The organism is Nostoc sp. PCC 7524 (assembly GCF_000316645.1).
GTDB lineage: Bacteria > Cyanobacteriota > Cyanobacteriia > Cyanobacteriales > Nostocaceae > Trichormus.
Genome location: NC_019684.1, coordinates 72,312 through 98,162, shown reverse-complemented (window position 1 = coordinate 98,162; position 25,851 = coordinate 72,312). Strand labels below are relative to the sequence as shown.

Genomic DNA, 25,851 nt, shown 5'->3' with positions numbered 1-25,851 from the left:
TTTCAAATCTCTCAACTTCAACAAAAAACTCCGCGCCCCTCCGCGTAAACCTCCGCGCTCCTCCGCGTTTAAAAAATCTTTTAAACCCTCTCACTCATAACTAAATAAACACCCCAAATTGCCATCGCCCGTAAATAGGTACTAGCGCGGAAAGTCCCAGATGGAGTGATAGCTTCCGGTGTCCGAAATTGCAAACCATTACTATAAATTTGCTGCACCACCGCCTCAGTTAATCGTAATGCTTCATCCTTCATCCCCATCTGCACTAAAAACGCTGCTAACCCAAAATTAATCCCCGTCCAAACTTCTAGAGGATGGGTAGCTTGAGGGTTTTCTGGTGAACCATCAGGACGCACACCATTCGCCGCCCCAAATTGTCCATTGTAAAATTTGAGGAAACAAGCATCATACACAGTTCTTAAAGCAGAAATAGCGCGATCGCCCGGCACAATATCCGGTAAATTTAATAAAGCAGCGTAAAATTGTCCACACAATTGATCTGCCATCACCACATCAGAACCACTGTTACTATCTAAACGATAATATTGACCATTCCAAAGTTTTTCTTGATAGATAGGCAAAGATTTTTCTAACCAAGTTGCATAGATAGATTTTTGCTTGAGTAATGCTGAGTCTGGCTGATGTTGGCTTAAAATTTCACTAATAGCGATCGCTGCTTCTAACGCCGCCATCCATAAACCACCACAATAGGCGCTTACCCCTTGTAATCGCCAATCATCAAAGGTTTGATCAGGTGCGCCGGAGTTTTCTGGAATCCCATCCCCATCTAAATCAAAGGTTTTGACATAATCTAGGGTTTGCACAATGGCATCCCAGCAGTCTTGCAGAAACTCAACATCATTCGCACCAGTAAACAGATAATCCCGGTAAACCTGCAAGACAAAATCACAGCCTAAATCCTTCCACAAATTGCAGTCTTGATAACTGGTGTAGTTGGTTTTCTGCCAAACGTGTTCATTGGGTGCGCCTAAGTCATGGGGTGTAGCACCGACAGCTTTCCGCACAGCAACGGGACTTTCTGCACCGATAGTATAGTAATAACCAATCACACGGGGTGTATCATCACCTTGGGGAATTGCCCGTGCAAAAGCACGCATCACCGATTTTTCCAGTTCTGGAAACAGTAACACCAGTCCAAATGAACCGTATAAGCGGACATCTAAACTTTCATACCAACGGTAATCAAGACACTCTAATACAGCAAACTGACCAATAGGATCGCGCTCTGTGGCTGCACTCCAAAGTGTACCACCACTGGTGAGGTCATACAGCTCATTAAATAGAGCCATTTTCAACCAGTTGGGTAAGTCTTCCCGTTCTATAATGGGTTGTTGCCAAGCTTGAATTTGTTGTTGCCAAGTTTGATATTGTTCTAAAGCTAGGGTAGCGATCGCCCAAGCATTGTTACCATTAGTACCAAAAAAATCTGTATATCTGCGATGATAATTCACTCCAGCAGCAAATTCTGTCACGGGGAAATCCCAAGCCAGAACAAAGGGAATTTCCAGATTTTCCCCTGGCTGGAGAGTGAAACGGACTGCGATCGCAGTTCCTATCTGTTCATTTTCTCCGGCTGGGGTAGTATCAATATAATCAGGTAAGGAACCATCTGCCGCAAAGCTCTGCCATATCTCATCCCCCTTACCAGCAGCATTCCAACGGGTATGATGAAACACTTCTACTTGGGGATGTTTCTGAGTGACAATACACCAACTACCCTCACCTTCCTGTAAAGGTTCTGTAATTCCTACCCGCCCCAAAAAGCAACCTAGAGATTGGGGACTTTCCACTAAATAATTGTAATTACCCTGACTTTCGCCTAAACGTGGCTGATATTCATAAACCGGACTACCATCATCCCGCACCTTCACCTCTGGAGACTTCAGCGCATTAGTAAACCAGCCCGTCATATTCTGCCAAGTCAGCATAATACTGAGAGTGATAGGTGCATTTGTCGGGTTGTGCGCCTTCCAGACAAATACCGCCACAGGGTAGCTAGTTTCTTGGTAATTATGAGCATAGACGGGGGAAAATTGCTCACAGGTTAACTGTGCTTGCAAGACGTTCTCATACACAAACCAGCTACGAGGATACAGCGCGTGATATGCTCCTGTTTCCTGTGTGGCGGTAGAGGCTGGATACCATTGCCAAGCTTGCAGACTACCATCTTCGGGTGCTGTTGTCGCCAAAGCGTAAGCTTGGGAGGATGTGCCATGAGATTCAAACACACTGAACTGACAGGCGGGAATATTTTGGAAAAGATGCTCACCGCCGTCGATGTGCCACAGGTTAAAATCTCCCCGCGAAGAACGCCCGATACAGCCAGCACCAAAGCCACCCAAGGGCATACCATGCCAAGGGCCATCATCAATATTACTGGCGTAGCGAACAGTATAAGGTTTGTCCCAGCCTAAACCTATAGGACGATTCCAAGTACAAGTGGGAATTTGCAGGGAGGGTTGCGTTGTCATTACCTAGTGTTACAGTGCAGTTCTGCTAAGGAAGCTTAACGTGATGTGTCAATTTTCTCAAGTAGAAATTTTGCAATGTAACATCAGTACAGTCAATAACATGAATTGTGATTTGAGCTATTGGCAAACATTTGTACCATTAGCTTTAGTAACAGAGGAGGCATCAAATTCGCCTCCATCAAATTCGCCGATTACGGTTACTTGATCACCAGCCGATATGTGCCTGGTAGTATTATCTCCACAGATATCATAAGTATCAACTGTGATGGAACGACCACTGGTATTTAAGCGAAATCCATCTTCCCAAACTCGCTGAACTCTACCAGAAAAGGAATTACCTTGATTTTGAGCAAATGCTGGTATCGATGCCAGAATGACAACACCGAGAAATAAGAATCTTGTGGGATTTAATCTCATGATTTAACTCCTTAATTCTAGGAAGTATTAAGAATTACTTAATAATTTCAGGCTATCAGATTCAACTAGATTGGAGGATAACCAGTTCCTATCATTGGAATCAGCAGAACTCTATCATTATTATCAGTTTATGGCTGTCGTTAAATTATAGGAATCCGCTTTGATTTCTAAAATTATCTGCGTAGCCAGGCAATAGGCAATAGGCAATAGGAAAGGAGAGAGTAGGGGTGTACTGAGTTTTTTTCAGAAATCAAATACGAGTCCTATATCAATGTTTTAAACCAATGCTCACCGCTTCAGATGTATTATTAACCTCATTACCAATTAAATCTTGATTTCGTTGTTTGAACTCATCCAATAAACTGAAGAACTTTTCAAAACCAGCCTTCTCATCGTGACAGTAAAGCATAATCATCTTCGACCAAGAACTTACCGTTTTTATTCCTAGGTTTTTCTGTAACCAAGGTTGAAACTCCCCATAAAAATCTTCTTCTTCTTCAGTATTCTCAATGCCTAGTTCACTGCGAGAACATTCATATCCAACCAAAAACATAAATAAGTCGCTCACAGAAGGACGGCCAAGATACATACCTGGTTTGGCTTTTATTTTTGCTAGAATTTCGTATACTCCGCTCATAATATTCTCTCCTTTAGAAGTTATCTAACTCTTCTAAATAAAATTCACCACTGCGGCAGGAAAAATCATTTATCCACTCATCACGGGGTAATCCTTGAGGTGAAAGGTTATCAAAAACCAGCCCTAAAACTTCTACACCATAATGAATACCATTATCAGTAATTGACTCACTATCACCATAACGATCGCTAATTATAAAGAAATCATTTCGCTTTTTAGTTCTGAGCTTAAGAATTTTTGCCTCAATTCCATTACCATCACTCCATGACTTTAATGCTATGGCACATTTGTCACATTCAAGGTTGCCAAATTGAATGGAAATATTGCCAAGTGCCTGATAAATTTCTTCTCTCGATAAACTGCCCAATCATACATCCTAAAAATTTGCTGAGTTTAATAATATAAATATATCTTCCTCCCTTATTTAAGCAAAAACACTAAGCACTGACATCAGATAATTAGTCAACGTAAAGGCATCTACCCCCAATTCCGTGCGTTCTTGGGCTGCTAAAATCCCAGCTTGGGCGTGCCACCATGCCGCCGTCGCTACAATATCTTCTATCGGCAATTCTTTAGTCGCAGCTTGTGCTAATAATCCACCGAGTAAGCCTGTTAATACATCGCCACTACCACCACGAGCTAAAGCTGGCGTACTTTCGGGATTAATCCATACTATACCGTGGGGATTAGCGATGCCTGCGGCGGGCGCTGCCAACGCAGTTCTCGCACCTTTCAACAATACTACTGCCCCACTCTGAAGGGCTGCTTCTCTTACAGCATTAATTCTGTCTCGTTTAGCATCAGGAAGATGGGGAAACAACCGTTGAAATTCACCAGTATGGGGTGTGAGTACCGTTGCTGCTTGACGCTGTTGTAATGTGGGGATGGTGTCTAGTTGCGCCAGAATATTTAAACCATCAGCATCGAGAACTAAGAGGCGATCGCTTTGAATAACTTCCTGGACAATAGGAGTAGCATCTGTAGTTAACCCAGGGCCACAGGCGATCGCACTAAAGGAATTTAAATCTGTTTTCTCTGGTAATTGTAACTGAGCAATGGCTCCTGTTTCCGTTTCTGGACACCCAATAATCAAGGCTTCCGGCAAATGGGACACCAAAAGCGGCTTGAGAGATTCCGGTACAGCCACAGATAGCATCCCCACACCACTACCCCTAGCACCCAAAGCCGTTAAAATTGCTCCACCCGCATAACGCCGCGAACCACAAATTAACAGTAAATGTCCTTCTTTATACTTGTGCGTCACTGGGGGACGGGGTAAGGGTAGGGTAGAAAGTGCCGTTACTGGTGTGATGCGTTTAATTTTATGGCTTTCTCCCAGCACTGCTTGCACATCAGCTAAAGGAATATCAAAATCGATTAACTCCGCTTTCCCCACATACTCCAAAGCCTGATCTTGCAACAAACCCAACTTCCACAAACCCAAACACAAGGTATAAGTTGCACGGATGGCTGTCCCCAAAACCTCACCTGTATCAGTGTGCAAACCCGAAGGCACATCAATACTAATAATCGGTTTATCCCAGTCATTGAAATGATTAATTGCCGCAGCGATGGGATCAGTAATTGCTTTCTCTAAACCAAATCCAAACAAACCATCTACTAAAAAATCACAATCAGGTAATTGTTCAATATCTTGATAACAAACAATTCCCAAACTTTGAACATATTGCAAATGCTGCGAGGTTAATTCCTTGAACTTAGAAAAAGGTGCGTAAATCCAAACATTGTAACCATGAAAGTGTAACTCACGCGCTACAACCAACGCATCACCACCATTATGTCCAGGGCCAACAAGGATACCGACATGGGGACTGGGGGAATAGGAGGAGTAAATTTTACCTTGTCTACCTTGTCTCTCATGTGGGTAAATATCCTGAATAAACCCAGCAACAAGTCCCGCCACTTTTTCCATCAAAGCTGCTACAGGCATTCCGGCTGCAAAAATCCGCCCCTCAATGTCCCGCATTTGGGTAGCAGTGACTACTACTTGGGAAATTTGTTCTTTTCTAGTCAGCACTTCACCTCACATTGACACTGTTTTTTGGTGATGGCTTTGATTCTTGAGTTGTCACTTAACTACAATGCCAGCAATTCTTCATTGATTCTAACAGGTGAGTAACTCTACACTCACTCACCAGATCTATTCTGACAAGGGAGAACTTTCAGAGCATTTGTACTACTGTCAAATTAGAAAATGTTTCAGAGGTTTTTAACTACCTGATTTTTAATACCAATGCGTTGTCTACTATCTCTTAAATAATATATATCTTGTCAAATTTTTGCTTAAATCTCAGCGATCGCCTTGATCAATCAATACTGATTACCTTACTTGTAGTAAATAGCTCATACAATGCCCCATAAGAAAGTAAACTACTAACATAGCAGCAGCCGCAAGGGCTACCAATGTCCCTGCTAACATGAGAGAAAATTCTTTATGCTCAACTGCTTTCTCCATTAGGTGGAGTGACCATGCCACCAGTGCTACATCAAATAATAAAATAGGAATCAACATATTTCTTAATATTTATTCATACTTTGTAAATTAATCTTAACATCCTTTTAGGGAACTGTCTCTAACTTGGGATAGATGTAACTGGATTTACATAAAGGCTTTAGAATTGAGTCTACAAACGGACTGGTACGTTGCGATCGCGCAAAAAATTCTTAATTTCAGCCACGCTTAATTGACCATAATGTAGAAGCGATGCTAATAGAGCAGCTTCTGCTTTCCCTGCTGTCAGTGCGTCATGGATATGTTCACAGTTACCGGCACCACCAGATGCAATCACTGGGATTTCCACAGCCTCAGCAATTGCTCGTGTTAACTCTATGTCATAGCCGGCTTGAGTCCCGTCAGCATCCATACTTGTTACCAATAGTTCTCCTGCGCCGCGTTGTTCGACTTCTTTAGCCCAAAGTAAGGCATCTAAGCCGGTATTTTCTCGTCCTCCACGTACGTACACATCCCACCCAGGATTTTGGGGGTCTACTCTGCGCCTAGCATCAATGGCGACAACTATACACTGATTACCAAAGCGATCGCTGGCTCGATTAATTAAGTCTGGGTCACGCACTGCCGCAGAGTTAATACTAACCTTATCTGCTCCGGCTCGTAACAAAGCTTTAACATTTTCTAAGGATTGAATACCACCACCGACAGTCAGGGGAATAAACACCTGTTCAGCAGTCCGGTAAACCACATCGATGATAATATCCCGGTCTTCATGAGTAGCCGTAATATCTAGAAACACTAACTCATCAGCCCCGGCTTCATTGTAAACCTTCGCTAATTCCACCGGATCGCCTGCATCCTTGAGGTTGACAAAGTTAACTCCTTTAACAACCCGTCCCGCCTTCACATCCAAACAAGGTAAAATTCTTTTAGATAACATACTAATTTCTAACTCCTCGGTAATTGTCCGGAATTTAAATTTTAAATTGACGTGGGTATTTCCCACCGAAAATCTTCGCAAGCGTGTCTATTTGCAGTATTACGGCGGAGATTGCGCTCAAACAGACCTAAACTCAAAGTCCAAGCTGAATTATGGCGATCATCTCCTCGAAAAAACAGCCCCCAGAACCCAACGGCAAACCACAACAGCATCAGGAGTCAACAAAACCAGCCTCCAAGGAGAATATTTTGCACCCTGAAGCTGCTATTGATGAACAAGGTAAGCAAGAAGAAAGTATCAGACCACAAAAATTTGCCGACTACATCGGGCAGAAAGACCTCAAAGATGTCTTAGATATTGCCATCAAAGCAGCCAAGTCAAGGGGTGAAGTTTTGGATCACTTGCTACTGTATGGGCCGCCCGGATTGGGTAAAACAACAATGGCAATGATATTAGCATCGGAGATGGGAGTCAACTACAAAATCACCAGTGCGCCAGCTTTAGAACGCCCCAGAGATATTGTCGGGCTACTGGTTAACCTCAAACCAGGTGATATTTTATTTGTGGATGAGATTCATCGCCTCTCACGGATGACAGAGGAAATCCTCTATCCAGCAATGGAAGATTACCGCCTAGATATCACTGTGGGTAAAGGTTCCAGTGCCAGGATTCGCAGCTTGCCTTTGTCAAAGTTTACCTTAGTGGGTGCGACAACCCGCGTCGGTGCTTTGACCTCACCACTACGCGATCGCTTTGGCTTAATTCAAAAACTGCGCTTCTATGAAGTTGACGAACTCAGTAAAATCGTCCTGCGGAGTTCCCAATTACTCCAAACCCATGTCACAGAGGATGGTGCTACAGAAATTGCCCGCCGTTCACGGGGAACACCACGGATTGCTAATAGATTACTCAAGCGTGTACGTGATTATGCTGAAGTAAAATCATGCCTGGAAGTTACCCAAAACGTTGCAGCCGAGGCTTTAGAATTATTTCAAGTAGACCCTTGCGGCTTGGATTGGACAGATCGCCGGATGCTCAGTGTAATTATTGAACAATTTAACGGTGGCCCTGTCGGCTTAGAAACAATTGCTGCGGCTACAGGAGAAGATACCCAAACCATTGAGGAAGTTTACGAACCCTACCTTATGCAAATTGGTTATTTAAGCCGGACTCCCCGTGGACGAATAGCAACCAAAGCGGCATACAAGCACATGGGATTTACACCACCTAATGAGCAAATGTCTTTACTATAGGGAATGGGACATGGGAAACAGACAATGTAGAATAGTTTTCTCCCTATCCCCAGTCCCCCATCCCCGATCTATAGACACAACTACACCCAGATGATGATTAAATTAATTAGTATTTTTCTCAGTCTGTTACTTGTGTTGGGCTGGGGTACACCAGTTATGGCACAAACTCAACAACCTACAATTACCCAAGAACAGTTAGAACAGGGTGATGAGTGGGCAAATCAAGCTTTTGCTGCCACAAATAAAGGTGATTTTGTCACGGCGGAAAAATATTGGACAAAGATTATTGAGAACTTCCCCACCAATGCCGGCGCATGGAGTAACCGGGGCAACTCACGGGTGAGTCAGAATAAATTAGAGGCAGCACTGGCAGATTACAACAAAGCTATAGAATTAGCCCCGAATGTCACTGATCCTTATTTAAATCGTGGTACAGCCTTGGAAGGGTTGGGTAAATGGGAAGACGCGATCGCAGATTATAATCATGTTCTAGAACTCGACCCTAAAGACGCTATGGCTTATAACAATCGCGGCAATGCCAAAACTGGTTTAGGGAAATGGGAAGACGCGATCGCAGATTATCAAAAATCTTTTGAGATTGCCCCTAACTTTGCCTTTGCCCGTGCTAACTATGCCATAGCCCTCTATGAAACTGGGCAGAAAGACACAGCTATCCGTGAAATGCGGAATATTGCCCGTAAATATCCCAACTTTGCTGATGTCCGTGCGGCTTTGACAGCAGCTTACTGGGTAAATGGACAAAAGGGCGAAGCTGAAAGTAACTGGGTAGCTGCCTATGGATTGGATAGTCGCTATAAGGATATGAATTGGGTGAAAAATATCCGTCGCTGGCCTCCGAGTATGGTATCTGCTTTGGATAAATTCTTGAAAATTCAGTAAGGGGAGAGGATTTAAGGACGAGTCGATCAGTCTTAAAATCCTGACATCCAATTTTGTTTAAGTCGCGTTAACAAAAACCCGATAAACACATCGTCTTGCCCCTGCTAAGATGTGTTCTGCTCTCTCTACTTTTACATTTTCTCCCAGAACACATTGAAAAATCATTAACTCTTGCTCACATAATCCCGTACAGGCTGTAGCCGCAGCGCAAATGGGACAGTGATTTTCAATCAACAGGAAAGAACCATCATCTAAAGCTTTACTCTCGGCCATGTATCCTTCGTGCGATCGCAATTTTACTAAAGCTGCTAATCTTGCTGCTAATGTATCTTGGTTAGATATTTGTGCTTGATAGATAGCAAGTTGCTGTTTAGTCCTGACTTCCAGGAGCTTATCTAGCCCCGTTTCACCAAAAGCTACCGTTACCGCCTGTATCAAACCCAACGTTAACTCCGCATAACCATCAGGAAACAAGCGGTTAGCATCTGGGGTTAATTGCCATAGTTTAGCAGGTCGTCCCATGTCACGGGGTTCTTCCTCATAGGTGACTAAATGCTCATCTTGTAGGGCATACAAATGCTGACGCACAGCCATTGCAGAAATCCCCAAACAAGCTGCTAACTCTTGGGAGTCCATTGCACCCTGTTGTTTGAGTAAGTTGACAATAGCCCGACGAGTGCGGACTGTAGTTGATTTTTTCGGTGAGTTTTTGGTCATACTCACAAACTAAAGAAAATTCTTTACAAAGTCAACTCTAGAGGTTTATCATACTTTCTAAACAAAAATATTTAGAAAGTTGCAATATGACTTCACCAAAAGTGGCAATTATTACGGCTGCTAGTCGGGGAATTGGTGCGGGTTGTGCGCGAGAATTAGCCGCACGGGGTTACAATGTAGCGTTAATGGCGCGATCGCCTGAAGTTTTAGATTTAGCAGCAGAATTGGATGGTATTGCCATTCAAGGCTCAATTACCAATTTGCCAGACTTACAGCGATTAATCGCGGCAACCTTAACTAAATTTGGTCGGATAGATGCCGTAGTTAATAGTTTTGGCGATCCATCTCGACCAGATTTACTGTCTATTTCCGATGAAATGTGGTTAGAAAACTTTGAAATGCTGTTTTTGAGTGTGGTTCGCATCGCCAAACTTGTGACAGAACCGATGCAAAATTCCGGTGGTGGTGCGATCGTCAATATTTCCGCCTGCGACTCCCAAGAACCGAGCCTAGGAACACCTTTTAGCGGGACACTCCGCGCCGCAATGGAAGGCTTTACAAAGCTGTATGCCAAGCGTTACAGAACAGATAAAATCCGGATGGTTTCTGTCGCGCCTTTCTTTGTCGCAGATTCAATGGCAGAGTTAGAAGGCTGGAATGTCCCGACTGATTTAATGTTTGGTCGTCCTGCTAACTACAGAGAGTTTGCCAAAACAGTAGCTTTCTTGATTTCCGATGATGCCAAATTTATCACAGGTACAACCTTGAAAGTAGATGAAGCCTATTCTGCGGCTATTTAGTGGAGTGTATATCCTCCTAGGGGCGGAAGACATTACGCCCCTACTCCCCACATATACAGTTCTTTTAGGCTAGACCATTTACTGTTTTTTACGTTGCTAAGTATACAGAATTAACAAGATTTTATTTAACAAATAAAAACGAACCCAATATGCCCATATTTGTGTTTTCAATTACTGCATGGGTTATTTTTTCAGATATAAAATGTGTGTCTCAGCAGTTAGTAACAACGGCTAAATATCCTTTTAATGCTTTTGTAGCTAAAGTTTCTAAATTCACTTCATTCTCCTGGCTATTTTTGCACCTTCTTTGGTAGTTATATGACTTACAATTCAGAACAAATGCAACAAATTCTCCAAAAAGCTTTTGCCCGTCAGCAACAGGGAGAAATTTCACGGCAGCAGATTATAGAAATCGCCTCAGAACTAGGAGTTTCATCGGCATCCCTGCAAGCTGCTGAACAAGAATGGTTGATCCAAGAAATAGAAGAGAAAAAGCGGCATAAATTTCATGCCCAAAGACAAGGGGAGTTTAAATCACATTTGATTTCTTTTATTGGTGTTAATGGATTTTTGATTGCATTGAATCTGTGGACAAGCCCTTCATATTTCTGGGCGATTTTTCCCTTACTAGGTTGGGGATTAGGTTTGTTTTTTTCTGGTATGAAGGCTTATAAAAATAGCGGGGAATCATATGAACAGGATTTTCAGGAATGGTCTAGAAAATTGTCGAAATAAGTTATACCAATTCGCAATGGACTAACGTCCCGCTCCGCTAACGCAATGGACTAACGTCCCGCTCCGCTAACGCAATTAAGGAAGTCATATACCATCTGGGTTTCAAGCTTTGCATCTGTTGCTGAATTTTGGAGAATTGGTATTACCCAATAATCACTAAAAAATTTAAGGGGTAGTTATATAACTACCCCTTTACTCCCCTCATATTAGAATTTACTTTTCGTTCCCTTGTCGGGACGTATATTTACTTTGAAATATTAACTAAACTTTGAACTTCAGCAGAAGCCAGTGTTGGTGCTGTGAAAATTTGTGAGTACATACTTGCTGGCTGTTGTCCACCCACAACTGGTAACACTTGACGGGCATGGGTTGCAACTTCTACTGTCTTCACATCGTAAGTCTGCGTTACGATCTTGGGATACAAACCGATACCGATGATGGGAAGAATCAAACAAGCGGTGATGAACAACTCACGGGGTTTGACATCAGCAACTACAGTATCTAGATGTAATTCTTCACTTTGCTGACCGTAGAACACTTGACGCAGCATGGAAAGTAAGTAAATTGGTGTTAGAATCACACCCACTGCTGAGAGGAGAACTACTACAACTTTGAAGCTGGAACTGTAAACATCACTGGTAGCGATACCGAGGAATACCATCAACTCACCCACGAAGCCACTCATTCCAGGTAAAGCTAGAGAAGCCATTGCGCCGGCGGTGTAGAGAGCGAAGGTTTTGGGCATTACTTTACCGATACCACCCATTTTATCCATTAACAAGGTGTGGGTACGTTCGTAAGTTACACCAGTTAAGAAGAACAAGCTAGCAGCAATTAAACCATGAGAAACCATCTGTAACATCGCGCCACTTACACCCAGTTCGGTGTAGGAAGCTAAACCGATGAGAACAAAACCCATGTGGGCAATTGAAGAGTAAGCGAGGCGGCGTTTGAGGTTGGTTTGAGCAAAGGCGCAACAAGCACCGTAGATAATGTTAACTACACCCAAGATGGCTAAGACTGGCGCAAAGTAAACATGAGCGTTAGGTAACATTTCCATGTTGAAGCGGATTAAGGCATAACCACCCATCTTCAACAACACACCAGCTAGAATCATCGAACCAGGTGCAGATGCTTCACCGTGAGCATCAGGTAGCCAGGTGTGTAAGGGGAAAATTGGGAGTTTGACACCGAAAGCAATTAAGAAACCTGCATAAGCCAATAGTTCAATCGCTTTGGGATATTCTTTCATGCCCAAAGAGGCGATGTCGAAAGTGAATGTATCTCCAGAGAATGCTAGAGCAAAACCGGCTACGAGAATAAATATAGAGGCAGCAGCAGTATAAAGAATAAACTTGGTAGCTGCATAGCGGCGTTTCGCGCCTCCCCAGATAGAAATTAGCAAGTATACGGGAACTAGCTCAATTTCCCACATGAGGAAGAATAACAGTAAGTCTTGGGCAACAAACACACCTAACTGTGCGCTATACATTGCCAACATCAACCCATAAAATAATCGCGGCTTGTTAGTTACTTTCCAAGCCGCGAAGATTGCTAGGGTGTTAATTAAGCCTGTTAGTAACAAGAGGGGCATTGATAAGCCGTCAACTGCTACTGACCAATTTAAGCCGATTTGGGGTATCCAGGCGTATTTTTCTACAAATTGATAGGCGGAACTGTGGAAATCGTAGTTTTGCCAAAAGGCGTAAATCATTAAGGCAAAATCAGCGATCGCTACTCCTAAACCATACCACCGGACTGTTTTACCTTCTTTATCTGGAATTATAGGGATGGCTAAGGCTGCCACCAACGGTAAGGCAATTATGGCTGTTAGCCAAGGAAATGCAAGGGGATTCATCACTTCTGACAATCGTTTTTTGTTTTCGCTTTTAATTACATTATATTAAGGAATTCGTACATTTGTAAACATTATTTATCTCTATGAAAATTAAATTTTGCTGAATTCCTAGGAATATATACTCAATCAACCCCAGATTTTCCGCAAAAAAGAGAATAAATACCTACAAAATGTTCGCTAGTCCATCCTAAATGTAAACTTTTGCAACGTCAATAAAAAACGGCAGTCAAAACTACCGTTACAAAAGTTTATGGAATTGGGTATGGGGCATTGGGCTAATCAATTCAAAATTCAAAATTCAAAATTCAAAATTGAAGAGTTTTACTCCCCCTGCTCCCTGCCCCCTGCTCCCTGCCCCCTGCTCCCTGCCCCCTGCTCCCAATCCCTCAGACAATCCGATTCACAATTGTCCACACCTCACCGTCTGAACGGACATGGGGAACTGAGATGGTTTTAAATCCGGTGATGAAGGGTTTGTAATAAACTTGCCAATATAAGGGACTGAGTTGATCGGCGCAGGCTTTTAATAGACGAATTTCTGTTGCTAGTTCCCCGGCTATCTGATTGATGCGTTCAGCATGGACTTGCGCTACTTCTTTGGCTTCTTCTAGCTGTTGTTTTTGGGTAATTTGTTGTAATTTCCTAGGTAGATGAGTTAGTTCAGCTTGTTTATTTTGTAGCTGGGTTTGGAGAGCCGCGATCGCATCATCTATACCCTTAAGTTCTGCAAATAATTGGGCGTTTTCCCTAGCTTGACGGCGGTAAGCTTCCACAATTGCCCAAGGGGAATCATTTTCAGCTACAATTACATCATTATTATGAGTCAGTGCTGCACGTTCTTGCTCAAGCACCTGAATTTGAGACTTGAGTGCTGCAATCTCTGAGTGCATTTGCTCCAAAGACAAGCTAGGGTTAAGTTTTTTCATTTTGAGTTTTGTACGCCTTGAGCGTTACCGTAAGGTATTTTGAATTTTGAATTTTGTAGGCGCAAGCCTTCCCGCAGGGTATTTTGAATTTAGATTGCGCCTTGGGTATCGAGAGTGAGCGATCGCACTACAGCGTTAATTCCTTGTGCTTTCCAGGCGGCAGCCATTGCAGTTTCTACAGCCTGGGCATTGTTTACATTTGTTAAAGCTAACAGTGTCGGCCCTGCACCACTAATTACCATACCGTAAGCACCGGATGTGATCGCCGCCGCATTCACAGCATCGTAACCAGGAATTAAAGCTTGGCGATAAGGCTGATGTAATTTATCTTGTAAGGCTGCTGTTAACCATTCTCCCTTACCGGTTTCTAAACCGCGTAACAATAAGCCTAAATGAGCAGTATTAAAAATCGCATCTGCACGACTAAATTCCGTCGGTAAAACTCGCCGTGCTTCCGAGGTTGATAATTCAAAATCAGGAATCGCTACTACAGGCACAATACTATTATCCCAAGGGACATCACAAATTGCCCAACCTGTAGCAGAGGTAGCGGCTAGGCGACATCCTCCCAACAAAGCTGGAACTACATTATCAGGATGTCCTTCCATTGCGATCGCTAATTCCATCACCTGCGACTGAGACAAAGGCGAACCCGCTAATTTATTCGCTGCAACCAAACCACCCACAATCGCCGTCGCAGAACTCCCCAAACCTCTAGCCAGGGGTACACCCAACTCAATCTCAATTTTCACAGGTGGCGGTGTCTGATCTATATATTGATATAACTTAACAAACGCCTGATAAATTAAATTACTCTCATCAGTTTGTACCCGTTCAGCTTCCGCACCTGTGACATGAATAATTAACTCGCCTTCATCCAGGCGGGTGAACTGAAACTGATTATATATAGTCAAAGCTGCACCAATGCAGTCAAAACCAGGCCCCAAATTAGCAGTTGTTCCAGGGACTCTCACCGTGATAGAAGAAACCACAGACATCTATAAAATACTCATCTAACCCAATCAATCAGCATCCCATGTAATGGTGCAAAAATAAAGGCTTCATTGGGAATTGGGCATGGGGCATCGGGCATTGGGAATATATATAATTCTTCCTTGTCCCCAGTCCCCAGTCCCCAGTCCCCAGTCCCCAGTCCCCAGTCCCCAGTCCCCAAATGTAGGTTGTAATAACCTCTAATTAGACGCGACTTCCCGTAATTGATTCGTCACTTCTTCCACAGTCCTCACGCTAGTTGGACTAATTAAACCGTCATGATGGAAAATATAAACTTGATTATTTTGTGTAGCTTGCAGTTGACTCCAAAAAGGTAATTTTTTAAATGCCTCTGGATTTACATTATCCGATTCCATAATAAATATTTTCTCTGGATTAGTTGCTAATATTTGCTCTTGAGAAAGAGTTAAATAACCTTGGAATCTGCTATTAGCTTGTAAATCCGCCGTCACATTTTTGTATTGAAACTTCTCTAATAAATCACCAGACCAACTATTTTTATTAGGAGATAATGTTGGCTGAGTGCTAACTAATACTAAAACAGATTTACCATTATCAGGTATTTGAGAAACAAACGATTCGTATTTCGATAAAATCGGTTTAGGGTCAGCACCAATACGTGTAGCTAAATCTTCTGTCAATTTTTTCAAGTCTTGCCAACTTCTAGTTTCATGAGCAACTGTGTTAATTCCTAATTCCTTCAACCTATTTAAAGCTTGACTCTGAAATGTCTCTGAACCAATAACTAAATCTGGTTTTAATGCCACTATTTTTTCTAAGTTAATATTACCTCTACCACCTATTCTTGGTAACTTTGCGAATTTTTCTTTAGCGATTACATCTGTATATCTTCCTACGGGTACGGCTAATAATTTACTTTTATCCAGATTGTAAATTAAATCTGCACCTAGAGGTGTCAATGCTACTACTCTATTTGCTAATAAAACAGGTGCTTGTACCTGACTGGTATTTTTATCTGGATTCGTGCGATTCTGAGGACTAGAACAACCTACTAAATTAACAGCTACTAAACAAGCAGTCACCACAGCTATCAAATATTTATTCATGACTCACCCCTGTAAATATTCAAAATCTCCAAGTTAAACCAACAGCAAAATTTGTACCTGGTTGAGCATAGCGTCCACGTTGCGCTTCAAAAGTGGCAGCACTTCTATTAATTGATCTGACATCAGCATACTGATAATATTCAGTATTAAAGATGTTATAAACACCAGCCGTTAATGTCAGATTGGGATTGATATTGTAGTAACCCACAAAATCAACTAATGTGTAAGCATCAGGTTCATAAAAATCAATTTTTCTAGTCGGTTGACCACCATTCTGCACACTGGTTTGGTCATCTACTAAGGCTTGTTCTCTAGATTTAGCTACAAAAGTTCCAATTAACTCTGCACCCCACTTATCATTCGGTGATTGATATCCTAAACCGATGACTGCTTGTAATGGGTTGATAGTTGTTAAGGGAATATCTCTAGTTAAATTATTACCAACCTGCCATCCTAAAGCACCTTTGAGGCTAAAACCACCAGGTTCTTTGCTAAAACGATAAGCAGTTTTAATTTCTAAGCCATAAATTTCTGCATCAGGTATATTCTGTGCTTGAAAAATCTGGAAAGGAATCGCTCTCCCAGCAGTTCTAAATGTGCCGAAATCATTGGGGTCAAATCCAACAAATACAGATGGTTCAATGAAGTTACTGTAACGATTATAGAAACCAGTAATATCAAAATCGAACTGTTGAGAACGACTACGTAATCCTAATTCAAAATTATTGCTAGTTTCTGCTTGTAAATTGGGATTAGAAATACCTTTATGGGGTCGAAACGGAATATCCGCACGGAAAGCAAAGTTGAGTTCGCTATACAGTGGTGGACGAAACCCACGGGAATATCGACTAAATAATGTTAAACCAGGGGATGGTTCATAAACAATTCCCAAGCTAGGAGAAATCGCAGATGTGGAATAATTTACTGCGTCTATACCTTGCTGTTTTTGGGTAAATTCAGGGTTATTAGCAGTGGTTAAATTATAAAAGTCAAAACGCAACCCAGGAATTAATTTTACCTGACCATTGCCAAAGGAAATTTCGTTTTGTAAGTAAGTACCCAAGCGGAAAGTATCACTATCAGGAAAGTCTTTCTGGGGAAATGTAGGTGCATTTACTCTTGTACCAGTAGTAGTAATAAAATTAAAGTAATTGCGCTCATTGTAGGTGTTAGAAATATCAAAGCCAGAAGTCAGTCGATGTTTGGTATTTCCTACGTTAAAATCACTGCGAAGTTGTAAATTAACGCCAAATACTCTATCAGTTAAATCTTTTTCGGCAGCTTCTGTTCTAATAGTTCCAGCAGTACGAACACTCCTATTACTATCTTCTTCTGTAATGGCATTTTGATAATAAATGTGAGCGCGAGCAAATTGCAGCCAGGATTTACTATTGGGATCATCATATTGATAAGCCAGACTAAATCTCTCCCGATTTGTTGTCACTTCTTCTTGTAAATCTTGAGTCGAAGCTTCAAAAATCATTCCGGGTAAATTGGCAGTAGAGAATTTACTATCAGTAACGTTGTTAAAATATTCTCCAGTGAACTCTAGAAAACTTTGTTCGTTAAAGTTATAAGTTAATTTTCCTAAAAAGTTATTCCGAGTTCTATCTTGATCATCTTGATAAATGCTATTTCCACCAGCCACATCTAATGAACCACTATCACGCCGAGTATAAATGAATAAAGTATCAAAATTATCTAGGCGATTAGCTTGAGTAAATGTCCCTACAAACCCACTATCTTTACTACTATATTGAGCGCGTAAACTGGTGTAGGAATTTTTGCCAATACTTTCTAGAAATTCCCTTGTGCTAGCAGTTGCAAAATTAACTGTTCCACCTAATGCGTCACTTCCTAAAGCTGCGGAATTATTTCCCCGAAATATTTCTAAGGCGTTTAAAGTTTCAATATCTACAAAGTCTCTACCAAGACGAGTTGCACCATAATTATATTCATAAGGTAGGCGAATTCCGTCTACTTGTAAATTAACGCGATTTCCACTTAAACCGCGCAGATTAATTCCTTGTAAACCACCACGACTGTCATAAGGTACAGAAATCCCTGGTTCATAACGCAATAAATCCCGCACATCGCGCGCTTGCTGTTTTTCGATTTGTTCTCTATTGATAATAGTGACGTTAGCAGGCGTGGTTTCATCTACGTTACGAGTTCCTACAACACTAAGTTCAATACTGTCTTCTGATTGATTATTTTCTGTTAAAACTGTTTTAGGAGTAGGAATTATACTTAACGTCAGTCCTTGTTGATTTTCTACTTGTTCAACATTTGGTAATGTGCCATTTCCTGTAATTTTGATTTCTACTTCCGTAGCGGAGGTTTGGGTGACACTAATAGAGTTTATTCCCTCCATTGGCTGATTTTTGAGGAAGTTATTACCATCAGGAAGATTGAGTTTGACATCAGTTAATTTAATAACTACATCGGTATCGTTATCAATGATTTCACCTTCAGGAGTTTTACCGTTAGCTGTTTCTATAATTAATGTGATTCCTTGGTCACTTTCTTGAATATTAATTGCTGTAATTTCAGTTGATGCGGCATTTTGTGCTGAATTTACTTGATTATTTTGGCTTGGTGTTTCATTAGCAAAAGTTGCTACAGGTAGGATGCAAATACAAGATATAGTTAATAAAGAATAGCTAACAATAGGTTTTAACTTGCTCATTGACCCCTCTCACAAATCAAAGATAGACGCACGGAAATCACACCATTAATATGATGATTAATGGTTGAAACTTAGCTATAGGAAAATGGCAATAATATTTACCTGATTTATATTAATGTTTTGGGTAAATATTATTGTGGCTAGGTTATGTAAAAAAATCTAGTTACTTAGATGGCGTGTAAGGCAGAATTTAATATTTATCCAAAGTAAATTTTTGATTCATTGTTAATCATAGTTCATGTTTAATTATTATTAGTATATCATGATAGTGATAATCATTATCTGTACTACATATATAAATATTGCCAATGGAATTACTATCAAATGAATAGAAAAGAGTAAATAATTAAAGGTTTGTAGTGAGAACTAAAGTTCTCAAACAAGGACTAAAGTCCTTACTACGAACTGAATCTTAGTGTTTTTAGATTGCTTAACATAGGTTTTTTTTAGTTGTTCTACTTAGATTGATGAATTGGTGCTAAAGGACAAATTTGTAGTCCTACAGGTGTTTTTAACACAGCGACTTCTACTCCTAAAACTTCGGCTAAATTTTCTGGTGTAAGTACAATTTCCGGTTCTCCTAATGCAAAAATATTCCCTTGATAAAGTAAGGCAATTCTAGAACTATATCTAGCAGCTAAATTAATTTCATGTAAAACTGTCAAAATCGTTATCCCTGATACTTGATTCAGGTTTTTTAATAATTCTAATAACTCTAATTGGTAACGAATATCTAAGTAAGTTGTTGGTTCATCTAACAATAATATTTGGGGATTTTGTGCTAAAGCTAATGCTAAAAATGCTCTTTGCCGTTCTCCACCAGAAAGTTGTTCTACTAGCCGTTCTCGATAATCTAACATTTGGGTTAAATGCAAAGCTTCCTCAACTTTTTCTCTATCGTCTGCATTTAAATCCCATTGCCACCAAGGCTGATGGGGGGTGCGTCCTAAAGATACTAATTGACGAACTGTTAAGCCTGGAGGAATTGCTTGTTGTTGAGGTAATAAAGCTAATTTTTGAGCGACAACGGCGGCGGGTTGAGTATGAATTGCCTTACCATCTAATAAAACAATTCCGGTTTGTGGAACTAATAAACGACTCATGAGTTTGAGGAGAGTAGATTTCCCAGAACCATTAGCACCTACTAAGCTCAACCACTCACCTTTTTCGATTGTTAAAGATATATTCTTAACTACAGTTTTAGCTGTATATCCACCAGTTAAGTTTTGAGTTTCTAAAGGCATAGTCAATAGTCAATAGTCAATAGTCAATAGTCAATAGTCATTTGTTTGTTCTAGCTATTCATGCCCAATGCCCAATTCCCTATATCCCATTTTTACGACGATATAGCAACCAAATAAATACAGGTGAACCCAATAAAGCCGTCACTGAACCCACAGGAAGTTCTACAGCACCCAAGCGGGATAGTAAATCTGCAATAGTCATTACTAACGCGCCTCCCAATGCGCTAAGTGGTAACAAGGCGCGGTAATCTGTGCCTACCAGTAACCGAATACCATGCGGTACGATTAAACCGACAAAACCAATCAAACCGCCAATACTGACTGCACCGGCGGCTAATAGTGTCGCAACTCCCCCAATTAAAATACGCGATCGCGTCAGCGAAACCCCCAAACTTACCGCTAACTCATCCCCCAAGCTTAATAAATTCAGCGATCGCGCTAACAAACATCCCAACACCAATGCGACACTAATATAAGATCCGGCTGTGGTGACTTCAGACCATCCCCGACCATTTAAACTACCAATTAACCAATTTAAGGCAGCCTGTATCCGTCCATCCTCCGTTAACAGAAGTAGCACCGACTGAATCGCGCCAAACATCGAACTTACCGCCACGCCACCTAAAATCAGCCGTTCAACGGAAACACCATCCCCTGTTCTGGATAAAAAGTATACAAGCATTGTTGTTAAGACTCCGCCCACCCAGGCTGCCAGAGGAATCCAAGCTATAAATACACCTAAACTAAACATGGCGATCGCCACTAAACCAGCACCCGCAGAAATACCGAGTAAAAACGGGTCAGCTAGTCCATTGCGTAACATTCCCTGAAGTAGTGAACCCGCCATTCCCAAGGCTGCACCGACCAAAATCGCCGCTACAGTTCTCGGTAAGCGCAAATCCCAAAGAATAGTTTGATACAGTTGGTCTCCCTGTCGCCAAATCGCCTGCCACAATTGTTCCGGAGTCATGGCGACAGCACCAAAAGACAAGGAAAAAGCGATCGCCAAAACGAGAACGACAACTAAAAACCCAGTCGCTAACAATACTCGTGCTTCATTTTTAGAAGCAGCGTTGACACTCTTGACCATTTTTTGCGATCGCTGCTTAAGTTTCATGGAGGAATTTTGATTGCTAGTGATGAATGTATGACCGCAAGTTTTTTACTTGAGGTAATGCCCGTGGAATGGTGATAAGTGCCTAAATGAGAATAATTATAATTGACTTTAATTGTCAATAGACAGCCTGTCGTAGAAGTTCAGCACAGCTTGCCAATCTTGCTATCAATACTAGCAAACACCTCTTGACTCTACCCTTACGGCAGGGTGTGTACTGTAGAGAGTCACACAGTTGACGCAAAAATCAAGATGCTGAAGATAGGAGATTTTTCCAAACTTAGCCAAGTGAGTGTGAAAGCATTACGTCTCTACGACCAAATGGGACTGCTCAAACCACTACACGTAGACAATTTTACAGGCTATCGCTACTACTCGGCTGAACAACTACCACAACTGAATCGCATTTTAGCTTTCAAAGATTTGGGTTTTTCTCTAGAGCAAATTGCCAAGTTACTAGATGATAACTTACCACCAGCCCAAATTCGGGGAATGCTGCGACTCAAGCAGGGGGAAATTCAGCAGTTAGTAGCAGCAGAACAAGCAAGACTCACACGAGTAGAAGCAAGACTCAAGCAAATTGAACAGGAGAATAGTATGCCCAACTATGAAGTTGTAATCAAAAAAGCTGAACCTATTCAAGTTGTATCTATACGGGATATTTTGCCAAATTACACCAGTATAGGCAGACTTTATGATGAATTGCACGAATATTTGCAACAACAACAAGCCCAACCTGGTGATTATTATGCTGGGATTTGGCATGATCCAGAATACAAAGATGCTGATGTAGATGGAGAAGCCGTAATTTCTATTGCTGGGTTAGTCAAAGGTAATGAAAGAATCAAGGTTTACGAGTTACCTGGGATAGAGAAAATCGCTTGTTTAATTCATCATGGTAGTTATGACACCCTGAGCCAAGCCTACGCCACTTTAGTATCTTGGATTGAAGCCAATGGCTACAAGATTAGCGGGTCTAACCGTGAAGTATATATCGTTGGTGGTAACGAGCAGAACAATGAATCTTATGTGACAGAATTACAGTTTCCAGTTATTCCAGCCTAATATCTAGTACCAATTCAAGGGGCATTGGGTAGGGTATTGATTCTGTACCTCTCGGCTGGGTGTTACCCAGCCAAGTCATTATTAGAAGTTCTCGAAGTTGGCGATCGCATCCTTCATCTTCTGCACCACTTCATCTACAGGTATCGCTCCTAACTCTCCTGAAGCACGGGTACGGATGCTTAAGCTATTAGTTTCAACCTCTTTAGCTCCCACTACTGCCATCACTGGTATTTTTTCTTTCTCTGCATTGCGGATGAGTTTACCCAAGCGATCGCCACTGGTGTCAATTTCGGCGCGAATACCCACAGCCCGCAACTTTGCCGCTACATCTTTAGTAAAATCTAGCTGCGCTTCACCTACAGGTAACAATCTGGCTTGTACTGGTCCTAACCATAAGGGGAAATCACCCGCATATTCTTCAATTAAGATCCCAATCAGCCTTTCTAGGGAACCGAAAGGCGCACGATGAATCATCACCGGACGTTTGCGAGAACCATCTTCAGCGACGTACTCTAAATCAAAGCGTTCTGGTAAGTTGTAATCTACCTGTACAGTTCCCAACTGCCATTCTCTTTCTAAGGCATCGCTGAAAATAAAGTCGAGTTTCGGCCCATAAAACGCCGCTTCCCCAATGCCTTCAAAGTGTTCCATTCCCAACTCTTGCACCGCCCGGCGAATTGCACCTTCGGCTTTGTCCCAAACTTCATCAGAACCGATATATTTATCACTCGCCGGATCACGGAAGCTGAGTCTAGCTTTAAAGTTCTTCAGTTGCAGACTCTTGAACACAGACAAAATCAAATCCACTACATTCAAGAATTCATCGTCTAACTGTTCTGGGGTGACAAACAGGTGAGAATCATCCACGGTAAAGCCACGCACTCTGGTTAAACCGCCTAATTCTCCTGATTGTTCGTAGCGGTAAACAGTTCCAAACTCAGCCAAGCGCATCGGTAGTTCCCGATAAGAACGTAACTCACTTTTATAAATTTGGATGTGGAAGGGGCAGTTCATCGGCTTGAGAACAAAACCTTGTTCTTGGGCTGCTGCTACTTCATCCTCTGCCATCAGGGGAAACATATCTTCTTTATATTTCTGCCAGTGTCCCGAAGTTTTAAATAAATCCACCCTGGCAATATGAGGCGTAACAACAGGTAAATAACCGCGTTTTAGCTGCTCTTGCTTGAGAAAATCTTCTAAGATACTGCGTAATAAAGTACCTTTGGGAGTCCACAAAGGTAAACCCGGCCCTACTTGGTCTGAGAAAATAAATAATCCCAGTTCTTTACCCAGTTTACGATGGTCACGCCGTAGGGCTTCTTCCTTACGCCGCTTGTATTCGGCTAGTTGTTCCGGAGTTTCCCAAGCGGTGGCATAAATCCGTTGCAATTGGGCTTTGGTTTCATCTCCCCGCCAATAAGCACCCGCCACGCTTTCTAATTCAAGAGCTTTGGGGTTTAACTCTTTGGTGTTTTCCACATGAGGCCCGGCGCACAAGTCCCACCACTCATCCCCTAGGTGATAAATCGTGATCGGTTCTTCTTTAATATCTGCCAGGATTTCTAATTTATAAGGTTCCTTGATTTCCTGAATGCGGCGTTCGGCTTCTTCCCGGCTGACTTCTTCCCGCACTACTGGCAGTTTGCGATTAATAATTTTCACCATCTCTTTTTGGATGGCTTTGAGATCCTTGTCAGTAAATGGCTCTGGACTATCAAAGTCATAATAGAATCCATTTTCAATCCAGGGGCCGATTGTAACTTGCGCCTTGGGAAACAGCTTTTGTACTGCCATTGCCATCACATGGGAAGCGGTGTGGCGAATCTTCTTTAAGGTGTCTGATTCGCTGGTACGCGGTAAATACATTTTTTCTGGTTGTGCTGGCTGATTATGAGAGTCTTGATTGGACGACATTGGCTGCTGAACCATTGGCGAAGTGATTACGAAAGTAATTGATCAATTAAAGTTCTGGAAAATCTACCCAAATATAACACGGGGTTATAGCCTTGCTGCGTGCGTTTTCACCCTGGCTCAATGTACCTCTGCTGACTGTAGAGTGATGCCGATGATTAGCTAAAGATCTATCTACTACTCCGAGATTTTCAGACTCATTCAAGATGCAGACATTAGGTTACATAAGTATTTTAGGCTATGGGGGACTACATCTATCTATCTCTCAAAATATACATTTATGTATGCAGATATACCTTTGGGTTCTTCATGGGATATGAGGGCTGCTATACACACTATATATTACATAATTGTAGTATGAGTTACTGCTTTAAAAAAATCTTTCTTCAGAAATAGCTGAAAATAATGTAAAGAATTGTAAAAAATGTTAATCTTAATGAAGAAATTAGAAGATTCCTTCTCATTTATGCGAGACTCGAACTTACCGGAGGCTAATTTACTCAAGACGGTGTTAGAACCGTTGTTAGATGATTTTCAGTATTGGTTTACGCGATCGCGTAACTTTCTGGAAACAGAACGGCTCTCATTTATGGACGAACAAGAGCAATTAGACCTGCTACTGCGAATTCAGCAAGCCCAGGAAGAACTCAATACAGCAAAGATGCTATTTAATGCCACTGAGGGACAAGTCGGGATTGATATGGCGACCTTAACGCCCTGGCATAAATTGGTAACAGAATGTTGGCAGGTGGCAGCTCGCTTTCGTTCTCAATAGACTAGCTAAAAATTAGTTAGAAGATATGTCACTCACAGCACTCAAACCAAATCCTTAACATTAATTTTATTAACAAATAATGTATCTTATGCTACTGTAAACTAAATAATTGTTGACAAATTTCTCATCATAGACATAGGCACATAACAAATGTGCCGAGCATTTATTCTCGCCAATGGTAATGACATCGGCGAAACAAAGCTTTAAATAAAAAGGTTTTAAAACTTGCTGCCCCTGGAGGAAAATCCTATGTTACACCTACTCTACATTCTGGCTTTTACGATTCTTGCGGTTATAGCTGTTGCTAACTTAATTCGCAACCTAATTATGTTCAGCTTTGAGCGTGAGCGAAATTACCCAGCTAGAAACTCGCAATTCGGGAATCAGGGGAATTTTGGCTATTCGTCTACCACAAGACAGTTCACACCGCATCCAGAATTATTGGATAGCACAGGTAAAATGATCAAAGAGCCTCTGTTAGTAATGCGTTCCATCAATGTTGAAGATGCACGTCAACAGCTAGATGCTCTTTATGAATCTTCCCCAGGACAAAAAAGCGAAAACACAGAAGAAGCATAAATACAGCAGGAAACAGGAGACAGGGGACAGGGGACAGGAAACAGGTTTAAAACTCTCTTGGTATATGGCTTTGTTCTTAAAACTTGTATCTCATTTACCTGCAATATGCTGTAATTTACAAGCTGTAGCATAAGATTTAATTTATAGCAGAAGGCAATAGGCAATAGGCAATAGTAAAATCCATATCATGAATGAGTTTGAGCTTTTAGTCATGCCCTAATCGCCTTGTCTACAGCTATATATAA

General features: G+C 41.6%; 23 protein-coding genes. 7 read left to right on the top strand and 16 right to left on the bottom strand.

The features are described from left to right. Positions 1 to 80: 80 nt before the first annotated feature. The 7 genes from NOS7524_RS00405 to hisF all read right to left on the bottom strand — a co-directional run bounded on the left by NOS7524_RS00405 (position 81) and on the right by hisF (position 6,959). On the bottom strand, positions 81 to 2,492 hold the full coding sequence (locus tag NOS7524_RS00405; RefSeq protein ID WP_015136478.1) for a GH116 family glycosyl hydrolase: 2,412 nt from the start codon (positions 2,490 to 2,492) through the stop codon (positions 81 to 83). Between the two features lie 117 nt (positions 2,493 to 2,609). Beyond that, positions 2,610 to 2,909, bottom strand: coding sequence for a hypothetical protein (locus NOS7524_RS00400; protein ID WP_015136477.1), 300 nt, complete (start codon positions 2,907 to 2,909; stop codon positions 2,610 to 2,612). Positions 2,910 to 3,177: 268 nt separating this feature from the next. Continuing rightward, the gene (locus tag NOS7524_RS00395) at positions 3,178 to 3,546 is read right to left on the bottom strand and encodes a hypothetical protein (protein WP_015136476.1); all 369 of its coding nucleotides are present in this window, start codon (positions 3,544 to 3,546) and stop codon (positions 3,178 to 3,180) included. Positions 3,547 to 3,559: 13 nt separating this feature from the next. Next, a complete protein-coding gene (locus NOS7524_RS00390; protein ID WP_015136475.1) occupies positions 3,560 to 3,913 on the bottom strand; it encodes a papain fold toxin domain-containing protein in 354 nt (117 codons plus the stop codon). A 57-nt stretch (positions 3,914 to 3,970) separates the two neighbouring features. Further along, complete coding sequence (locus tag NOS7524_RS00385; protein ID WP_051039216.1) at positions 3,971 to 5,533, bottom strand: bifunctional ADP-dependent NAD(P)H-hydrate dehydratase/NAD(P)H-hydrate epimerase; 1,563 nt, start codon at positions 5,531 to 5,533, stop codon at positions 3,971 to 3,973. Between the two features lie 354 nt (positions 5,534 to 5,887). Next, positions 5,888 to 6,079 (bottom strand): hypothetical protein, encoded by a 192-nt coding sequence (locus NOS7524_RS00380; protein ID WP_015136473.1) that lies wholly within the window; start codon positions 6,077 to 6,079, stop codon positions 5,888 to 5,890. A gap of 112 nt (positions 6,080 to 6,191) precedes the next feature. Beyond that, a complete protein-coding gene (gene hisF / locus NOS7524_RS00375; RefSeq protein ID WP_015136472.1) occupies positions 6,192 to 6,959 on the bottom strand; it encodes an imidazole glycerol phosphate synthase subunit HisF in 768 nt (255 codons plus the stop codon). Positions 6,960 to 7,111: 152 nt separating this feature from the next. Between hisF and ruvB the strand changes: the two genes are divergently transcribed. Both ruvB and NOS7524_RS00365 read left to right on the top strand, forming a co-directional pair. Further along, positions 7,112 to 8,212 carry a Holliday junction branch migration DNA helicase RuvB gene (gene ruvB / locus NOS7524_RS00370; protein WP_015136471.1) on the top strand — a complete coding sequence of 367 codons (1,101 nt, stop codon included), beginning with the start codon at positions 7,112 to 7,114 and terminating at the stop codon, positions 8,210 to 8,212. Positions 8,213 to 8,305: 93 nt separating this feature from the next. After that, positions 8,306 to 9,112, top strand: a complete 807-nt coding sequence (locus NOS7524_RS00365; protein ID WP_015136470.1) for a tetratricopeptide repeat protein — start codon at positions 8,306 to 8,308, stop codon at positions 9,110 to 9,112. Between the two features lie 57 nt (positions 9,113 to 9,169). On the opposite strand, the gene NOS7524_RS00360 is transcribed toward NOS7524_RS00365, so the two are convergent. Continuing rightward, positions 9,170 to 9,829 (bottom strand): helix-turn-helix transcriptional regulator, encoded by a 660-nt coding sequence (locus NOS7524_RS00360; RefSeq protein ID WP_015136469.1) that lies wholly within the window; start codon positions 9,827 to 9,829, stop codon positions 9,170 to 9,172. Positions 9,830 to 9,915: 86 nt separating this feature from the next. Between NOS7524_RS00360 and NOS7524_RS00355 the strand changes: the two genes are divergently transcribed. Both NOS7524_RS00355 and NOS7524_RS00350 read left to right on the top strand, forming a co-directional pair. Further along, the gene (locus tag NOS7524_RS00355; protein ID WP_015136468.1) at positions 9,916 to 10,629 is read left to right on the top strand and encodes an SDR family oxidoreductase; all 714 of its coding nucleotides are present in this window, start codon (positions 9,916 to 9,918) and stop codon (positions 10,627 to 10,629) included. Between the two features lie 318 nt (positions 10,630 to 10,947). Further along, positions 10,948 to 11,364 (top strand): 2TM domain-containing protein, encoded by a 417-nt coding sequence (locus NOS7524_RS00350; RefSeq protein WP_015136467.1) that lies wholly within the window; start codon positions 10,948 to 10,950, stop codon positions 11,362 to 11,364. A 244-nt stretch (positions 11,365 to 11,608) separates the two neighbouring features. Here the strand turns inward: NOS7524_RS00350 and NOS7524_RS00345 are convergent, their stop codons facing one another. From NOS7524_RS00345 to NOS7524_RS00315, 7 genes are all read right to left on the bottom strand, one after another. Further along, a complete protein-coding gene (locus NOS7524_RS00345) occupies positions 11,609 to 13,222 on the bottom strand; it encodes an NAD(P)H-quinone oxidoreductase subunit 4 (RefSeq protein ID WP_015136466.1) in 1,614 nt (537 codons plus the stop codon). 386 nt (positions 13,223 to 13,608) lie between these two features. Further along, positions 13,609 to 14,148, bottom strand: a complete 540-nt coding sequence (locus tag NOS7524_RS00340; RefSeq protein ID WP_015136465.1) for a hypothetical protein — start codon at positions 14,146 to 14,148, stop codon at positions 13,609 to 13,611. Between the two features lie 89 nt (positions 14,149 to 14,237). Continuing rightward, positions 14,238 to 15,146, bottom strand: coding sequence for a homoserine kinase (gene thrB / locus NOS7524_RS00335; RefSeq protein WP_015136464.1), 909 nt, complete (start codon positions 15,144 to 15,146; stop codon positions 14,238 to 14,240). Positions 15,147 to 15,341: 195 nt separating this feature from the next. Next, the gene (locus NOS7524_RS00330; protein WP_015136463.1) at positions 15,342 to 16,229 is read right to left on the bottom strand and encodes an ABC transporter substrate-binding protein; all 888 of its coding nucleotides are present in this window, start codon (positions 16,227 to 16,229) and stop codon (positions 15,342 to 15,344) included. A 19-nt stretch (positions 16,230 to 16,248) separates the two neighbouring features. Beyond that, positions 16,249 to 18,918, bottom strand: a complete 2,670-nt coding sequence (locus NOS7524_RS00325; RefSeq protein WP_015136462.1) for a TonB-dependent hemoglobin/transferrin/lactoferrin family receptor — start codon at positions 18,916 to 18,918, stop codon at positions 16,249 to 16,251. Between the two features lie 455 nt (positions 18,919 to 19,373). Beyond that, positions 19,374 to 20,162: an ABC transporter ATP-binding protein gene (locus NOS7524_RS00320; RefSeq protein WP_015136461.1), complete on the bottom strand. Its 789-nt coding sequence runs from the start codon at positions 20,160 to 20,162 to the stop codon at positions 19,374 to 19,376. A 79-nt stretch (positions 20,163 to 20,241) separates the two neighbouring features. Beyond that, positions 20,242 to 21,279 (bottom strand): FecCD family ABC transporter permease, encoded by a 1,038-nt coding sequence (locus NOS7524_RS00315; RefSeq protein ID WP_015136460.1) that lies wholly within the window; start codon positions 21,277 to 21,279, stop codon positions 20,242 to 20,244. A 249-nt stretch (positions 21,280 to 21,528) separates the two neighbouring features. Here NOS7524_RS00315 and NOS7524_RS00310 point away from each other — a divergent pair, with 249 nt between their 5' ends. Beyond that, positions 21,529 to 22,341, top strand: a complete 813-nt coding sequence (locus NOS7524_RS00310) for a MerR family transcriptional regulator (RefSeq protein ID WP_015136459.1) — start codon at positions 21,529 to 21,531, stop codon at positions 22,339 to 22,341. Between the two features lie 81 nt (positions 22,342 to 22,422). Here NOS7524_RS00310 and thrS read toward each other — a convergent pair whose 3' ends face one another. Continuing rightward, the gene (gene thrS / locus NOS7524_RS00305) at positions 22,423 to 24,270 is read right to left on the bottom strand and encodes a threonine--tRNA ligase (RefSeq protein WP_015136458.1); all 1,848 of its coding nucleotides are present in this window, start codon (positions 24,268 to 24,270) and stop codon (positions 22,423 to 22,425) included. A 448-nt stretch (positions 24,271 to 24,718) separates the two neighbouring features. Between thrS and NOS7524_RS00300 the strand changes: the two genes are divergently transcribed. Both NOS7524_RS00300 and NOS7524_RS00295 read left to right on the top strand, forming a co-directional pair. Then, complete coding sequence (locus tag NOS7524_RS00300; protein WP_041555476.1) at positions 24,719 to 25,027, top strand: DUF2605 domain-containing protein; 309 nt, start codon at positions 24,719 to 24,721, stop codon at positions 25,025 to 25,027. Positions 25,028 to 25,276: 249 nt separating this feature from the next. Next, complete coding sequence (locus NOS7524_RS00295) at positions 25,277 to 25,606, top strand: DUF2973 domain-containing protein (RefSeq protein WP_015136456.1); 330 nt, start codon at positions 25,277 to 25,279, stop codon at positions 25,604 to 25,606. The last annotated feature ends 245 nt before the right edge of the window (positions 25,607 to 25,851 follow it).

Bases quoted from the DNA above. Each gene is read 5' to 3' on its own strand.
- NOS7524_RS00300 (WP_041555476.1), top strand. From the start codon at position 24,719: ATGCGAGACTCGAACTTACCGGAGGCTAATTTACTCAAGACGGTGTTA.
- NOS7524_RS00315 (WP_015136460.1), bottom strand. From the start codon at position 21,279: ATGAAACTTAAGCAGCGATCGCAAAAAATGGTCAAGAGTGTCAACGCT.
- NOS7524_RS00385 (WP_051039216.1), bottom strand. From the start codon at position 5,533: ATGCGGGACATTGAGGGGCGGATTTTTGCAGCCGGAATGCCTGTAGCA.
- NOS7524_RS00350 (WP_015136467.1), top strand. From the start codon at position 10,948: ATGACTTACAATTCAGAACAAATGCAACAAATTCTCCAAAAAGCTTTT.
- NOS7524_RS00400 (WP_015136477.1), bottom strand. From the start codon at position 2,909: ATGAGATTAAATCCCACAAGATTCTTATTTCTCGGTGTTGTCATTCTG.
- NOS7524_RS00355 (WP_015136468.1), top strand. From the start codon at position 9,916: ATGACTTCACCAAAAGTGGCAATTATTACGGCTGCTAGTCGGGGAATT.
- NOS7524_RS00330 (WP_015136463.1), bottom strand. From the start codon at position 16,229: ATGAATAAATATTTGATAGCTGTGGTGACTGCTTGTTTAGTAGCTGTT.
- hisF (WP_015136472.1), bottom strand. From the start codon at position 6,959: ATGTTATCTAAAAGAATTTTACCTTGTTTGGATGTGAAGGCGGGACGG.
- ruvB (WP_015136471.1), top strand. From the start codon at position 7,112: ATGGCGATCATCTCCTCGAAAAAACAGCCCCCAGAACCCAACGGCAAA.
- thrB (WP_015136464.1), bottom strand. From the start codon at position 15,146: ATGTCTGTGGTTTCTTCTATCACGGTGAGAGTCCCTGGAACAACTGCT.
- NOS7524_RS00295 (WP_015136456.1), top strand. From the start codon at position 25,277: ATGTTACACCTACTCTACATTCTGGCTTTTACGATTCTTGCGGTTATA.
- NOS7524_RS00320 (WP_015136461.1), bottom strand. From the start codon at position 20,162: ATGCCTTTAGAAACTCAAAACTTAACTGGTGGATATACAGCTAAAACT.
- NOS7524_RS00405 (WP_015136478.1), bottom strand. From the start codon at position 2,492: ATGACAACGCAACCCTCCCTGCAAATTCCCACTTGTACTTGGAATCGT.
- NOS7524_RS00395 (WP_015136476.1), bottom strand. From the start codon at position 3,546: ATGAGCGGAGTATACGAAATTCTAGCAAAAATAAAAGCCAAACCAGGT.
- NOS7524_RS00365 (WP_015136470.1), top strand. From the start codon at position 8,306: ATGATTAAATTAATTAGTATTTTTCTCAGTCTGTTACTTGTGTTGGGC.
- thrS (WP_015136458.1), bottom strand. From the start codon at position 24,270: ATGGTTCAGCAGCCAATGTCGTCCAATCAAGACTCTCATAATCAGCCA.
- NOS7524_RS00340 (WP_015136465.1), bottom strand. From the start codon at position 14,148: ATGAAAAAACTTAACCCTAGCTTGTCTTTGGAGCAAATGCACTCAGAG.
- NOS7524_RS00345 (WP_015136466.1), bottom strand. From the start codon at position 13,222: ATGAATCCCCTTGCATTTCCTTGGCTAACAGCCATAATTGCCTTACCG.
- NOS7524_RS00310 (WP_015136459.1), top strand. From the start codon at position 21,529: ATGCTGAAGATAGGAGATTTTTCCAAACTTAGCCAAGTGAGTGTGAAA.
- NOS7524_RS00325 (WP_015136462.1), bottom strand. From the start codon at position 18,918: ATGAGCAAGTTAAAACCTATTGTTAGCTATTCTTTATTAACTATATCT.
- NOS7524_RS00360 (WP_015136469.1), bottom strand. From the start codon at position 9,829: ATGACCAAAAACTCACCGAAAAAATCAACTACAGTCCGCACTCGTCGG.
- NOS7524_RS00380 (WP_015136473.1), bottom strand. From the start codon at position 6,079: ATGTTGATTCCTATTTTATTATTTGATGTAGCACTGGTGGCATGGTCA.